The organism is Bacillus sp. FJAT-42376 (genome assembly GCF_003816055.1).
Taxonomy (GTDB): domain Bacteria; phylum Bacillota; class Bacilli; order Bacillales; family Bacillaceae; genus Metabacillus_B.
The window spans coordinates 3,258,329-3,272,928 of the sequence record NZ_CP033906.1 but is presented as its reverse complement, the minus strand read 5'-3'; the positions used below and the strand labels follow the sequence as shown (position 1 = coordinate 3,272,928).

Below are 14,600 nucleotides of genomic sequence, written 5' to 3'. Positions count from 1 at the left end.
ACACATGAGGAAAATTATTATCGGTTCCAGAAAAAGCAAGCTTGCACTGACTCAGACAAACTGGTTTATCCGCAAGCTGCAGAGTTTGAACTTGCCCTATGAATTTGAAGTGAAAGAAATTGTCACAAAGGGAGACCGCATACTAGACGTGACCTTATCGAAAGTCGGGGGAAAAGGCTTGTTCGTAAAGGAAATTGAACAGGCGATGTTTGACGGAGAGATTGATATGGCCGTCCATAGTATGAAGGATATGCCTGCTGAACTTCCGGAAGGACTGACAATCGGCTGTATTCCAAAGAGGGAAGATGTGCGGGATGCACTCATTTCCAAGGATCACCGCAAGCTTTCTGAGCTTCCGGAAGGCTCCATTATCGGAACGAGCAGCTTAAGGAGAAGTGCCCAGCTGCTCGCTATGCGTCCGGACCTGGAGATTAAATGGATTCGCGGGAATATCGATACGAGACTTTCAAAGCTTCAAAATGAAGATTATGACGCGATTATTTTAGCTGCTGCCGGACTTGCAAGAATGGGCTGGAGCCGGGAGACGGTTACGGAGTACCTTGATCCATCATCATGTCTTCCGGCTGTCGGCCAGGGAGCTCTTGCAATAGAATGCAGGGAAAATGATACCGAGCTTCTTGAGATTCTTTCCAAAATCAATGATGCGGAAACAGAGAAAACGGTCAGGGCGGAACGAGCCTTTTTGAAAGTGATGGAAGGCGGCTGTCAAGTTCCGATTGCCGGATATGCCGTACTGAGCGGAGAACATCAGATTGAATTGACAGGCCTTGTAGCAGATCCTGACGGGAAGAAGATTTTCCGGGAAACGCTGACCGGATCCGATCCGGCAGACCTTGGAAAGAAAGTCGCCCTTAAACTTGAAGAACAAGGTGCAAAAGAACTTATTTCCCGGGTAAAGGAGGAGCTGGATCAATCATGAATAAAGAGAAGCCGCTGAGTGGAAAAAAAATCTTGATTACAAGAGAAAAAAGCCAGGCGGCTTCTTTTGCGCGTCTGATTGATGAGAAGGGCGGCATACCAATCGTGATTCCGCTTGTGGCGTTTCTCCCGGCTGAAAACGAAGAAATTATTGCTGAACATTTAAAGGATTTAACCGCCTTTGACTGGCTGATCTTTACGAGTGTGAACGGAGTCCGCTTTTTTGATTATTTTTTAAAAAAGCAGGAATTTATGATCCCGCCGTCCGTCAAAATTGCCGCAGTAGGGAAGAAAACAGCCAGCCGGCTGCAGGCGGCTGGAATGAAACCAAATCTTATTCCGCAGGTTTTCTCAGGAAATCAACTCGCTGATGAGCTGGAAGGATTTGTGTCAAAGGGTGACCGGGTTTTAATTATTCGGGGAAGCTTATCCAAACAGGCTGTTTTTTTTAGAATGAAAGAGAACCGAATTGATGTGAAGGAATTAATCCTTTATGAGAATAAGCCCGTAGCAGATGGAATTGGAGAGCTTTCAGACCTCCTGGAAAAGAAAGAAATTGACTATGTAACGTTTACAAGCCCGTCAATTGTCCATTCCTTCATGAAGGGAATAAAAGAGGTAAATGGGTCTCCGCCTGTTTTTGTCTGCATTGGAGACGTGACAGCTGAATCGCTGAGAGATTACGGGTATGATGGACTTATAGCAAATCCTTACACCATTGAAGGTATGGTGGATAAAATCATTGACCATGCACATAAGGAGGAAATATAAATGGATATACAATTTGCGAGACACCGCAGACTTCGTTCCAGCGAAGGAATGCGAGCGATGATGAGAGAAACTTTTTTAAGACCGGAAGATTTTATTTATCCAATATTTGTTGTAGAGGGAGAAAATAAACGAAATGCCGTCGCATCCATGCCGGGGGTCGAGCAGGTATCCCTAGACCATCTGAATGGAGAAATGCAGGAGCTTGTGGACCTTGGAATCCGTTCGGTTATCGTATTCGGCGTACCGGACCATAAAGATGCGGTTGGTTCTGAGGCCTATCATGATCACGGCATTGTTCAAAAAGCAATCCGCCAAATTAAAGAATACTTTCCGCAGCTCATCGTTGTAGCGGATACGTGCCTTTGCCAGTATACGGATCACGGACATTGCGGTGTGATTGAAGAAGGAAAGATTCTGAATGACCCTTCCCTGGATTTGCTTGCCCGGACAGCAGTCAGCCAGGCAAAAGCGGGTGCAGATATTATTGCGCCTTCCAATATGATGGACGGCTTCACTGCAGCCATCCGCAAAGGCCTTGATGAAAATGGATTTGAAGATATTCCGGTTATGTCTTATGCGGTGAAATACGCAAGTGCATTTTACGGCCCGTTCCGTGATGCAGCTCACAGCACTCCTCAGTTTGGAGACCGCAAGACCTACCAGATGGATCCCGCCAACCGGTCAGAAGCGATGAGGGAAGCGGAATCCGATGTAATGGAAGGAGCAGACTTCCTGATTGTCAAACCGGCCCTTTCTTACCTTGATATCATGAGGGACGTAAAGAACAGCTTCAATCTTCCGGTTGTTGCTTATAACGTTAGCGGTGAATATTCCATGATCAAAGCCGCTGCTCAAAATGGCTGGGTCGATGAAAAAGCAATTGTACTCGAGAAGCTGACAAGCATGAAGCGTGCAGGAGCGGATTTGATTATTACGTACCATGCAAAGGACGCGGCACGCTGGCTGAAAGAGCAGTAAAAGAGAATGGAAAGGGGCACATATGATGAGAAGCTATGAAAAGTCAAAGCAGGCTTTTAAAGAAGCACAGGAATTGATGCCCGGCGGCGTCAACAGCCCTGTTCGAGCGTTTAAATCCGTCAACCTTGATCCTATATTCATGGAGCGCGGCAAAGGATCCAGAATTTTTGATATCGACGGCAACGAATATATTGATTATGTGCTATCCTGGGGTCCTCTAATCCATGGACATGCTAATGAACAGGTCGTCGAGTCTCTGAAAAAGGTGGTAGAATCGGGAACAAGCTTTGGTGCTCCTACCCTCGTTGAAAATGAGCTCGCTAAACTTGTAAAAGATAGAGTGCCCTCAATTGAAATTGTCCGGATGGTGAGCTCCGGAACTGAAGCAACCATGAGTGCTCTCCGTCTAGCCCGCGGGTATACCGGACGCAACAAAATCATTAAATTTGAGGGCTGCTATCATGGTCACGGTGATTCGCTCCTCATAAAAGCAGGTTCCGGCGTCGCGACTCTTGGCTTGCCGGACAGTCCCGGCGTACCTGAAGGGGTAGCGAAAAACACCATTACCGTTCCTTATAACGATTTGGAAAGCATTCGTCTTGCTTTTAAAGAATTCGGAGAGGATATTGCAGGCGTCATCGTAGAACCAGTTGCCGGGAACATGGGGGTAGTGCCTCCGCAGCCTGGCTTCCTTGAAGGATTAAGGGAAGTGACGGAAGAGTATGGCGCGCTGCTCATTTTCGATGAAGTGATGACGGGCTTCAGGGTAGACTACCATTGTGCTCAAGGCTATTTCGGCGTAACACCTGATTTGACCTGCCTTGGAAAAGTCATCGGCGGAGGCCTCCCTGTAGGGGCATATGGCGGAAAAGCTGAAATTATGGAGCAGATTGCGCCGAGCGGTCCAATCTATCAGGCAGGAACCTTATCAGGTAACCCGCTTGCTATGACAGCCGGTCTTGAGACATTGAAGCAGCTGACGCCTGAAAGCTATAAAGAATTTGCACGAAAAGCGGATTTGCTTGAAGAAGGTCTTACAGCTGCTGCCGTAAAGCATGGGATTCCTCATACTGTCAATCGGGCTGGATCCATGATTGGTCTATTCTTTACTGATGAGAACGTCATTAATTATGACAAAGCGAAACAATCCAATCTTGAGTTTTTTGCCGGTTACTACAGAGAAATGGCCAACGAAGGGATATTCCTTCCGCCTTCTCAATTCGAGGGGTTATTTCTTTCAACTGCTCATACGGATGAAGATATTCAGGCAACCATTAATGCTGCAGAAAAAGCGTTCAGCAGACTTAAATAATTGCAAAAGTGCCCGGGGTCATATCCCGGGCATTTTTGCGTTAATCGGTCCTCCCTTTTCGTATTCAGCCTCATACCAACAGTTCTTTTTTGGGGGGCTTCTTCATAAGCTGAAAGTGTCATGATTCTATGTGTTAGTTTCAGGAAGGGAGGAAAACAGCTTGTCACAGGATGCGGCGTTGCGCTTTTCTGTAGAAGAGTCTGTATGGTTTCAAAAAGGACAGGAAGTATTTGAATTACTATCGATTTCCCTGGATCCGAATATAGCAATTGAAGAGCATGATCAATATGTTTCCATAAGAGGAGCTCTTTGCTTGACGGGAGAATACAATCCTGTTCTCAATCCTGAGAATGAAGAAAAAGAATTCGAATTTTCCGCTGCCCGATATGTGAATGAAGTAAATGTGCGGGAAGATGGGACCCACGAACTTATCCACCGTTTTCCCGTGGATATCACGATCCCTAAAAACAGAATCGATAAACTGGAAGAAGTATATGTTTCCATTGATTCGTTTGATTATGATCTGCCGGAATCGACATGCTTAAAGCTTTATGCGGACCTGTCCATCACAGGGATAGGTGAAAATAGCAGAGAGCAGGAAGAGGAACAGGAAATCCAGGAAATAGAGGATATACAGGAAGAGACATCTGAAGCTGTCTATCAGGGGGAAGCCGATTATACCGAGGAAGTGCGGACAGAAGAAGAAAAAGAGGAAGCATTTCAGGAGCTTTATGCTTTTAGAGGAGAGACTCAGGCTCTGATTGAAGAGGAGACGGATGAAGTGTATCCGGAAATCGAAGTTGAAGTGCGAAAGCAGTCCTCTGATTATCAGGAAATTGAACCGCTGTATCAAGCAGTAAAAGAAGAACCATCCCCGGCAAAACAGGATGCGAGAGACAAACAGGATACAGCAGCCGGACAGAGCGAAAATTCTCTGCTGCTTACAAAATTATTTGGACGCGAAGAAGAGGAAGAGCTGACAAGGCTTAAGATTTGTATCGTGCAGCAGGGGGAAACGATTGATTCAATTTGTGACCGCTATGCGCTATCCGCCCAGCAATTAATCAGAGTGAACCATCTGGCAGCAGATAAAGAGGTATATGAGGGGCAAACTCTTTATATTCCCCAATACGCCGGCAGCAAGTAAAGGTCTATAAGAAAGCTGAGGGCGCTCAGCTTTTTTTTTATCATCAGGCTATGTTGAAGCATGCTGCTGATTGAAGCGGAAGGCGTGGGACTCCTGCTTAGAGCAGCGGGACGCAGTGGCGAAGGCAGGGAGAGGCTCACCGCCCAAGGATAAGCGAGCGACTGCTAGCTGCAATCAACAGCCAAGTGTAACAGAGCTTATCATAAAACAAACAAGTGGTGAAATAACATGGAGGATTTTCAGGCAATTCTTGACCAGTATCAGGTGAAATTAGAGTTTGCAGAGCAGCACAGTCCAAGGCTTGTTAAAGTTTACTCCCCGCAGGGAACGTTTGCGCTCAAGTCGCTGAGATCTTCGAGGTCCGGACAGTTTGCAGACCGGGTTCGTTCTGTTTATGAATCCGGCTATACAAGTCTTGTTCCCATTTACCGGAATATGAATAATCAGCTCGTTACAGCAGGAAGCCAGGGTATGTATTATTTAATGCCGTGGCTGCCGGATTCACAGTCTGATGAACGGAGTGCAAGGCACGATTATTTATTTAAAGAAGCAGCGAAACTTCACAGGCAAACGGTCAATGAAGTGAAATTAAAAGGCGGCGAAGCGGAAGCGAGCTTTGAGGCAATCAAAAAAAGCTGGGAAGATCAAAAAAATGCCTATGAAACCTATGTGGAAAAGTGTGAAAAGCAATGGTATCTCTCACCTTTTGAGCTGCAGGCCGTTACCTATTTTACAGAAACGGCAAGGGCAACCGATTTTGCGATTGAAAAACTGGAGGAATGGAACGAGGCAATGAAAGAAAAAGAGACAGCCCGAACGTCCTTTATACACGGCAGTCTTTCTGTTCAGCACGTCGTTTATGACTCCAGTGAAAAAAGCTATTTAATTAATTTTGAAAAGGCCCACCGTGCACCGCCGATGAATGACCTTTTGCAGTTTTATTATAAAACGTTCAACACGTATCCAATCCGGTGCGAGGAGTGTGTGGACTGGTTTTATACCTATCAGAAGGATTTCCCGTTTACTAAGGAGGAAATGCCTCTTTTTATCAGCTATTTAGCTTATCCTGAAGCGCTCTACCGGGCTGTCCTTTCCCGGGAAAACCAAAGAAACCGCCCGTCCCAGCTGCAGGAAAATAAGGAATTGATTAAAGCATACTGGTACTTTAAAAACAATGAATACTTTGTAATGCGGCTGGTCGATATAGAAAATAAGAAAAAAGCTGAGGCACAAACGGAGGGATGAGAAATCCCTCTTTTTTGCGCCTACAGCCATCCCATGTGAAAGGCTAAAGCGAGGAAGATGAGGGCGGCGAGAAGAAGGACGTCAAAGCCGGTAGGGAAGAGGAGAGTCCGGATTCCCTGAAAAACAGTGATGGGAATGATGAACTGAACAGCTGTTACCTTGAGTTCTTTAACCCAGGGAGGCACAGTGTAGGAATTAAATCGTTTTCGCATTGGTATTCACCTCTCTTTGAGTTATAATCAGTTTATGTACATAAGCCCCGGCTGTGCGTTCCTTTCATCCTGTATAAATTTAAGAAAAAACGGGGAAGATGTTGACGAAAAAAACATTTTTATAATACTATTATGACTAGAACGATAAAAAAATATGTTGAAATGCAAGGATAGGGAAGAGTACAGGCGCACCGCACCTAAAGAGAGGGAAATCATCTGCTGAAAGATTTCTCAGGATGGCGGAACTGGAAGGTCGCCCTTTAGCAGTTTTCCTGAACGTTTAAGTAGGGAAAACCGGCGCAGGCCGTTAACACATTTAAGAGCATGGGATGTGCTTTATTTTCCCATGAAAAAAGGTGGTACCGCGAAATCAGCTCCTTTCGTCCTTTTGGATGGGAGGAGTATTTATTTTGTCTATTTTTAGGAGGAAACGGAAATGACCGATAATCAGCAGCCCAACCTGCCGACCAAATATGATCCAAAAGCCGTTGAACAGAACCGATACCAATTCTGGCTGGACGGAAAATATTTCGAAGCAGAGAATGATCAGGAAAAACAGCCCTATACCATTGTCATTCCCCCGCCAAACGTAACAGGAAAGCTTCACTTGGGTCATGCCTGGGATACAACGCTGCAGGATATCCTGACCCGCATGAAGCGGATGCAGGGATTTGATGTGCTTTGGCTTCCGGGAATGGACCATGCGGGTATTGCGACACAGGCAAAAGTAGAAGCCAAGCTGCGTGAAGAGGGGAAATCGCGCTATGATCTCGGGCGTGAAGCATTTGTTGAAGAAACTTGGAAGTGGAAAGAGGAGTATGCCTCCCACATCCGCGAGCAGTGGTCAAAGCTTGGTCTTGGACTGGACTACTCCCGTGAGCGCTTCACACTGGATGAGGGACTTTCAAAAGCTGTCAGGGAAGTATTTGTCACGCTTTACAACAAAGGACTGATCTACCGCGGCGAGTACATCATTAACTGGGATCCGGCAACGAAAACCGCCTTGTCTGATATTGAGGTTATTTATAAAGATGTACAGGGTGCGTTCTATCACATGCGCTATCCGCTCACAGACGGGTCAGGGCATATCGAAATTGCGACAACCCGTCCTGAAACGATGCTTGGGGATACAGCGGTAGCGGTTCACCCTGAAGACGAACGCTACAGGCACCTGATCGGTAAAATGGTGACTCTCCCGATTACCGGCAGAGAAATTCCGATCGTAGCGGATGACTATGTAGATATGGAGTTTGGATCGGGTGCGGTTAAGATTACGCCAGCTCATGATCCGAACGATTTTGAAATCGGTAACCGCCACCATCTGCCTCGTATTCTCGTCATGAACGAAGATGGAACGATGAATGACAAAGCCGGCAAATATGAAGGAATGGATCGCTTTGCATGCCGCAAGCAGATTGTGAAGGATCTGCAGGAGGATGGTGTCCTTTTCAATATCGAAGACCATCCGCACTCTGTTGGACACAGTGAACGGAGCGGCGCCGTAGTAGAGCCTTATCTTTCTACTCAATGGTTTGTAAAAATGCAGCCTCTGGCTGACGCAGCAGTTGATCTTCAATCCTCTGACGAAAAAGTCAATTTCGTTCCAGAGCGGTTTGAAAAAACATACCTGCACTGGATGGAAAATATCCGTGACTGGTGTATTTCAAGACAGCTATGGTGGGGCCACCGAATCCCGGCCTGGTATCATAATGAAACAGGTGAAGTTCACGTAGGACATGAGCCGCCAATCGATCCCGAAAACTGGAAGCAGGATGAGGACGTCCTGGATACATGGTTTAGTTCCGCCCTCTGGCCGTTCTCCACAATGGGGTGGCCGGATACAGAGTCCATTGACTATCAGCGTTTTTATCCGACAGACGTATTGGTGACAGGCTATGATATTATCTTCTTCTGGGTTTCGCGTATGATTTTCCAGGGTCTTGAATTTACCGGAAAGCGTCCATTCGATGATGTACTGATCCATGGACTGGTTAGAGATGATCAGGGACGCAAAATGAGTAAATCACTTGGCAATGGGGTTGACCCAATGGAAGTCATCGATCAGTATGGCGCCGACTCTCTGCGCTATTTCCTTGCGACAGGCAGCTCTCCGGGTCAGGATCTGCGCTTTAGCTTTGAAAAAGTAGAGTCTACGTGGAACTTTGCGAATAAAATTTGGAATGCTTCACGTTTTGCCTTAATGAATATGGACGGACTAACGTTTGAACAAATCGATTTGTCCGGAAAAAAATCAGTCGCAGATCAGTGGATTTTAACCCGCTTGAACGAAACGATTGAACAAGTGACAAAGCTTGCCGACCGCTATGAATTTGGAGAAGTGGGCCGTGTCCTTTATAACTTCATTTGGGATGACTTCTGTGACTGGTATATCGAAATGGCAAAAATCCCGCTGTACGGAGAAGATGAGGCGGCGAAACACACGACACGCTCCATCCTTGCATACGTGCTGGACAATACATTAAGGCTGCTTCATCCAATTATGCCGTTTATTACAGAAGAGATCTGGCAGAGTCTTCCTCACGAAGGGGAATCCATCACCGTTGCTTCATGGCCTGAAGTTAAGCCTGAGCTTGGCAATGAGCAGGCAGCAAGCGATATGAAGCTATTAATGGAAATTATCCGTTCAGTCCGGAACATCCGGGCGGAAGTGAATACCCCGATGAGTAAAAAAATTCAGCTGAAAATCAAAACGAAACAAGAAGAAGTTACACATCAGCTTGAAAACAACCGCTCCTACCTGGAACGGTTCTGCAACCCGAGTTCGCTTGAAATTGGCACAGATTTGCCTTCCGAGGATAAGGCGATGACAGCAGTAGTGACGGGGGCAGAACTCATTCTTCCGCTTGAAGGCCTCATTAACATGGAAGAAGAAATCAAGCGCCTGGAAAAAGAACTGGAAAAATGGAACAAGGAAGTAGAACGCGTTCAAAAGAAACTTGGAAATGAAGGATTCGTGAAAAAAGCGCCTGAAAAGGTGATTGAAGAAGAGCGCGCGAAAGAGACAGAATACGTGGAGAAACGCGATTCTGTAACAGCGAGAATTGCTGAATTAAAAGGCTGATGTTTTTAGGTGATCATCTCGAAGATGGTCACCTGCTTTTTTATCTTAGTGAGGTGGAAAAAAATGCTTGGAACATATGAAGAAACACTCGACTGGATTCACTCCCGATTGAGATTCGGGATAAAACCCGGACTTGGCCGGATGAACGGAATGATGGAAAAGCTGGGAAACCCGCACACGAACATTAAGACGATCCACATAGCCGGAACAAACGGAAAGGGATCAACCGTTTCTTATTTAAGATCGATGCTAAATGAAGCGGGCTATAAAGTAGGGACCTTTACCTCTCCTTATCTGGAAACCTTCAACGAGCGGATCAGCATGAACGGGAATCCAATCAGCAGCACAGATCTTATCGCGCTTGCAAACGTGCTGAAGCCGGTGGCTGAAGCAGTTGAAGCAGAAACAGGGGAAGCTCCCACTGAATTTGAAATCATTACAGCCATGGCGTTTTATTATTTCGGGGTACAGAACCAACCTGATTTTGTCTTGCTTGAGACAGGGCTTGGGGGCAGATTGGATTCCACCAATATCGCTGAACCGATCCTTTCGATTATTACAAATACAGGGTATGACCATATGAACATTCTTGGGGATACCTTAGAAGAAATCGCGGCAGAAAAAGCCGGAATTATTAAATGGGAGACTCCGGCTGTCACAGCTGTCGAAGCCGGAAAAGGGCTCTCGCAGATCCGGAGCAAAGCATCCGCCATGAATGCCGAACTGTATGTTTACCGGGAGGATTTTAAAATTGATTACCTCAAGCCGCATTCAGAAGGGGAAACGTTCTCCCTTACGGCAGGCGCCGACCACTGGCGAGATTTGCAAATCAGCATGTACGGAGCCCATCAGACGGTGAATGCTTCTCTCGCTGTCATTTCCCTGAACCTGCTTAAAAAGCGGGGAACGGTTCAAATAACAGATGCAGCGATTAGAACAGGTCTTCACAAGGCGAGCTGGAGCGGGAGATATGAAATCATCAGCCGCAGCCCGCTCATTGTATTGGACGGAGCCCATAATCTGGAAGGGGCACAAAGCTTGTCTCAAACCATCCGGATCCATGGAGCAGGGAAAAAAGTCCACATGCTATTCACAGCCCTTGAGGACAAAGATTACAGCGGCATGCTGCATGAACTGGAAAAAGCAGCTGATTCCATCTATCTTACAGAATTTGATTTTCCGCGTGCTGCAAGTGCTTCCGTGTTGTATAACGTCTCCCGTGCTGAAAATAAGCAAATAGCACCCGACTGGAAAACGTTTATCCGCCAGTTCCCGGAAGAGCTTGGAAACGGGGACATGCTTGTTGTATGCGGTTCTTTATACTTTATTTCTCAAATTCGACAGGTGTTATTGGAAACAAAAAGAAATTTTTAGGCGGATAGACCTAAAAAGTTCACACAAACGTCTGAAAATTTGCTAAAATATAGAGATAATCGAGACTTGGGAAGGAGAGGCCAATTTGGATAAGCGTCAGCAAACACTATTGTGGATATCTTGGGCTATTGTTTCGCCAATTATTTTGTACATGACGTATCAGCTTTGGCCTCCTGACCTGTCAGAGAAATCCATACAGGACCTGGGCCTGTTCCTCCTCCTTATGTGCGCGGTTGCGCTCATGCCCATTGTCGTGAACGGAACACCGGTATTTTTTGTAGAGGGCGTTTCCCTGGCAGTATTTTTGTACTTTGGATTATTTGCTGAAATGATCCTTGTCCAGCTGTCTATGATCGTACTAATGATCAAGCTTCGAATCGGCTGGAAAGATTTATACCGTTATCCGGTCAATTTCTTAATGTTTATGATCATTTCTCTCGTAAGCGGCGCAGTTTATGAACTGCTCGGGGGAGGCCACGGGGCACAAAACCTTTCATTTCTTTTTATCGCTCAAATTATAATTTATATTTTGGTCTCCCTGTTTGTTAATCAGATTATCCTGAATAATATCGTCTGGAGATATATATATAAGAGAAAATCCCCGCTGTTTTCAAAGGATCTGCTTTGGGAGGCTTTTGCTGCGAGCATCGTCTCACCGTTCGGGCTCATTCTCTATGTGCTTTACGGGCAGATGGGAAACATGGCTCTTTTCTATGTCGGACTGCCGACAGTGCTGACTTCAATTATGCTAAATCATTACTATGCGGCGAAGCATATTAATGTTTACCTTCAGAAGGCAAGCGAAGTCGGGTATCAGCTGACGGAAAAATTAAAGGTAGACGATGTTCTCGATGTATTTTTAGAAAAAACAGCAGCCATGATTCAGGTGGATTATGCGTATATTGTGGACGTCGTAGATGATGCTTCTCTTAAAATCATACGGAAAATGGAGAATGGCAAACCGCAGGAATCTCCTGAACAGACGGTGCCGATAACCGAAGGGATCAGCGGCTATGTTTTTGCAAGAAAAAAAACCTTTCTCTTTCATAAGCGCACACAGTGGCAGCACTTAAGCAAATATATTCCGCCGGCAGCCCAAAGCATGATGGCATTCCCTATATTCAGGCATCAGAAAGTAGTGGGTGTGGTCCTGCTCGCTTCCAATAAAAGAAGGAAATTCGAAAACCATCAGCTGATGATTGTAAACCTGCTCATCGCCCATCTTGCCGTAGCGATTGAAAATGCCCGCTATCATGAAGAAACGGTTAAACAATCGATACGCTGCTCCCTCACCGGTTTATATAATTTTAGATTTATGGAAGAGGAACTGGAGAGAGAATTTCAGCGGATAAAAGAAGGGTCTCTTTCCCGGCTTTCTCTTATTCTTTTGGATCTTGACCATTTTAAGAGAATCAATGATACATACGGGCACCAATCAGGAAATGAAGTGCTGATTGAGCTGGCTCGGAGACTGGAGAAATTTGTCGGGAACAAAGGAGTGACAGCGAGATACGGCGGAGAAGAGTTTGTTATTCTTCTGCCTGAAATCGACCGGAATGCAGCCTTGGCTCTGGCCGAAGGGCTCCGGAATGAAATAGCAGGCAAGCCATTTCTCGTTGAGCAGGACTTGGAAGGGAAATCCAGACAGCAATTGTTCATTACAGCTAGCCTGGGCATCGCGGAAGCACCGTATGATGCGGAAGATCCTCTCTCCCTTGTCCGCCACGCAGACAGGGCGATGTATACGGGCGCAAAACAGGCAGGCAGAAACAGAGTGGCAGGATATACAAAATAAGCAAAAACAGCCGGTCTCGAGAGACTGGTTTTTTTGTCGAAAAAATAATGTGCCGGCTATAGGAAAAATAGATTATTTTACTTTGGAAATTTGGTATAATATGATTGTTAAGACAAAGAATTACATATTTTATGAGTCTATAGGAGGGGCATTCCAATGATCAAACGGATATTTGCCGCTATACTACTAATGTCGCTGGTTACTCTGCAATTCATATTACCTAGTCAATTTGCCTCTGCTGAAGCTGGCATATCAATTGAGTCTTCGGTGAGTGCTAGTCCGGATAAGACACAAATTGGTTTTGGTGCAGATGCATCTTCTTCTATTCTAATAACAGTAACTCCTAAAGGAGAAGCTCCGAAGACGGAGAGACCGCCTATTGATGTAGTCTTTGTTTTCGATAAGTCCGGTTCGATGAATGAACTTGTTAACGGCAAGTCGAAAATGCTCCATGCAAAAGATGCTATGGCAGCAGCACTTGCTACTTTTAACGAGAATAACAGCAGCAGAACAATCAAAGACCGTTTCGCTCTTGTCGCATTTGATTCCGGAGTCAGTGATGGTAACTCCCAATTTGTTTTGAACTCTAACACAGCTGGAATAACGACTAAAGTTACAGCTATGCAAGCGGCAGGTGGAACGAACTACACCAACTCCCTTGAGAAGGCGAGATTGATTTTGGAACAGGGAAAGGATTCCCCAAACCGAAAACAATATATAATATTTATGACGGATGGTAAGCCTACCAATTCAGAAAAAGTTATGACCGTAAATGATGTATTCTCCAGGAACATCCTATGGTTTCGGGACGATCAGTATATCACGGGAATGAAAAGGCTCTATTTTGATTCAAACTCCAAATCATACGGATTAGTAAGTGTTATTCATAATAATAAGGAATACTATCAATACAGAGATTACAGTTCGGTTCAAGCAGATATCCTTAGTCATATTAAGGAACAGTCTCAGTTACTTGGGAATAATGGAGTAGTCATTAATTCTATAGGATTTGGAGATGCAAAAAACGGAGCCCAAATTGATATGGACTTATTGGAGGATATATCTTTAGCCACCAAAGGTCAGGCAAATAATGCAGTAAATAGTGATATCGTAGATATTTTCCAGACGATTTCAAAAAATATCTCTTCTACAAAACCAGTCTTATCAAACGGATACGTATTGTTCAATTTACCGGAGGGGGCATCGCTGAAGCAAAACTCACAAGCAACAAAGCTATCAAATGGCCAGTACAAAATGACTCTGCCAACAATTGAGTATAACCCGAAGCCTAATCCAAGTCAGCTTAATTACACGCTGCCGCTATCATTTAATAAAAGCGGGACCTATCCGATAGACTTTGAGATTGTCTTTAATGGAGGAGATTTTACACTTAACCAAAAAGTAACAATAACCGTAACCGAAATCCCTGTTAAAGGTGTAGTCTTTGCCCCGATTAAAATTAATGTAGGCGAAACAGTTGTTTTAAATTCTTACCTTAAATTTGATCCACTTGATGCAACGAACCAATATATTGAAAGCATGAAAAAAGGACCGACAAATGCATTTAAGCTGTCTATTGAAAATGGTTTGTTCAAGGCAACTGGCATTACACAAGGTTTTGATTCAATCGAAGCAGTAGTTAAAGATGGTCAAACTCAATTGAATGCTGCCGGAACCATTGTTGTAGAGGATCCGAATAATTCAAATGGACTTAAATGGTAAATTTCTAAAATAAAAGGCCTTCC

At 45.1% G+C, this 14,600-nt stretch carries 11 protein-coding genes and 1 other annotated feature; of the genes, 10 read left to right on the top strand and 1 reads right to left on the bottom strand.

The window, feature by feature from the left end; all coding sequences use genetic code 11:
- Nucleotides 1-4: 4 nt before the first annotated feature.
- The 6 genes from hemC (at nucleotide 5) to ysxE (ending at nucleotide 6,392) form a co-directional block, all read left to right on the top strand.
- Nucleotides 5-940: a hydroxymethylbilane synthase gene (gene hemC / locus CEF21_RS16450; RefSeq protein WP_123918233.1), complete on the top strand. Its 936-nt coding sequence runs from the start codon at nucleotides 5-7 to the stop codon at nucleotides 938-940.
- The gene (locus tag CEF21_RS16445; RefSeq protein WP_123918231.1) at nucleotides 937-1,710 is read left to right on the top strand and encodes a uroporphyrinogen-III synthase; all 774 of its coding nucleotides are present in this window, start codon (nucleotides 937-939) and stop codon (nucleotides 1,708-1,710) included. Before hemC ends, CEF21_RS16445 begins: the two co-directional genes overlap by 4 nt.
- A complete protein-coding gene (gene hemB / locus CEF21_RS16440; RefSeq protein WP_123918229.1) occupies nucleotides 1,711-2,688 on the top strand; it encodes a porphobilinogen synthase in 978 nt (325 codons plus the stop codon).
- Nucleotides 2,689-2,713: 25 nt separating this feature from the next.
- A complete protein-coding gene (gene hemL / locus CEF21_RS16435) occupies nucleotides 2,714-4,000 on the top strand; it encodes a glutamate-1-semialdehyde 2,1-aminomutase (protein WP_123920329.1) in 1,287 nt (428 codons plus the stop codon).
- A gap of 160 nt (nucleotides 4,001-4,160) precedes the next feature.
- Nucleotides 4,161-5,147, top strand: a complete 987-nt coding sequence (spoVID, locus tag CEF21_RS16430; RefSeq protein ID WP_123918227.1) for a stage VI sporulation protein D — start codon at nucleotides 4,161-4,163, stop codon at nucleotides 5,145-5,147.
- A 228-nt stretch (nucleotides 5,148-5,375) separates the two neighbouring features.
- Nucleotides 5,376-6,392 carry a spore coat protein YsxE gene (gene ysxE / locus CEF21_RS16425; protein WP_123918225.1) on the top strand — a complete coding sequence of 339 codons (1,017 nt, stop codon included), beginning with the start codon at nucleotides 5,376-5,378 and terminating at the stop codon, nucleotides 6,390-6,392.
- Between the two features lie 20 nt (nucleotides 6,393-6,412).
- Here the strand turns inward: ysxE and CEF21_RS16420 are convergent, their stop codons facing one another.
- Nucleotides 6,413-6,604, bottom strand: coding sequence for a hypothetical protein (locus CEF21_RS16420; RefSeq protein WP_123918223.1), 192 nt, complete (start codon nucleotides 6,602-6,604; stop codon nucleotides 6,413-6,415).
- 158 nt (nucleotides 6,605-6,762) lie between these two features.
- Nucleotides 6,763-6,995, top strand: a binding site (T-box leader).
- Between the two features lie 45 nt (nucleotides 6,996-7,040).
- Here CEF21_RS16420 and CEF21_RS16415 point away from each other — a divergent pair.
- From CEF21_RS16415 to CEF21_RS16400, 4 genes are all read left to right on the top strand, one after another.
- Nucleotides 7,041-9,686: a valine--tRNA ligase gene (locus CEF21_RS16415; protein ID WP_123918221.1), complete on the top strand. Its 2,646-nt coding sequence runs from the start codon at nucleotides 7,041-7,043 to the stop codon at nucleotides 9,684-9,686.
- A gap of 63 nt (nucleotides 9,687-9,749) precedes the next feature.
- Nucleotides 9,750-11,060 carry a bifunctional folylpolyglutamate synthase/dihydrofolate synthase gene (locus CEF21_RS16410; protein WP_123918219.1) on the top strand — a complete coding sequence of 437 codons (1,311 nt, stop codon included), beginning with the start codon at nucleotides 9,750-9,752 and terminating at the stop codon, nucleotides 11,058-11,060.
- 85 nt (nucleotides 11,061-11,145) lie between these two features.
- Nucleotides 11,146-12,855 (top strand): sensor domain-containing diguanylate cyclase, encoded by a 1,710-nt coding sequence (locus CEF21_RS16405; protein ID WP_123918217.1) that lies wholly within the window; start codon nucleotides 11,146-11,148, stop codon nucleotides 12,853-12,855.
- 156 nt (nucleotides 12,856-13,011) lie between these two features.
- Nucleotides 13,012-14,577, top strand: a complete 1,566-nt coding sequence (locus CEF21_RS16400) for a vWA domain-containing protein (RefSeq protein WP_123918215.1) — start codon at nucleotides 13,012-13,014, stop codon at nucleotides 14,575-14,577.
- Nucleotides 14,578-14,600 lie beyond the last annotated feature (23 nt).

Coding starts and splice junctions, on each gene's coding strand:
- hemC (WP_123918233.1), top strand. CDS start 5: ATGAGGAAAATTATTATCGGTTCCAGAAAAAGCAAGCTTGCACTGACT.
- CEF21_RS16445 (WP_123918231.1), top strand. CDS start 937: ATGAATAAAGAGAAGCCGCTGAGTGGAAAAAAAATCTTGATTACAAGA.
- hemB (WP_123918229.1), top strand. CDS start 1,711: ATGGATATACAATTTGCGAGACACCGCAGACTTCGTTCCAGCGAAGGA.
- hemL (WP_123920329.1), top strand. CDS start 2,714: ATGAGAAGCTATGAAAAGTCAAAGCAGGCTTTTAAAGAAGCACAGGAA.
- ysxE (WP_123918225.1), top strand. CDS start 5,376: ATGGAGGATTTTCAGGCAATTCTTGACCAGTATCAGGTGAAATTAGAG.
- CEF21_RS16420 (WP_123918223.1), bottom strand. CDS start 6,604: ATGCGAAAACGATTTAATTCCTACACTGTGCCTCCCTGGGTTAAAGAA.
- CEF21_RS16415 (WP_123918221.1), top strand. CDS start 7,041: ATGACCGATAATCAGCAGCCCAACCTGCCGACCAAATATGATCCAAAA.
- CEF21_RS16410 (WP_123918219.1), top strand. CDS start 9,750: ATGCTTGGAACATATGAAGAAACACTCGACTGGATTCACTCCCGATTG.
- CEF21_RS16400 (WP_123918215.1), top strand. CDS start 13,012: ATGATCAAACGGATATTTGCCGCTATACTACTAATGTCGCTGGTTACT.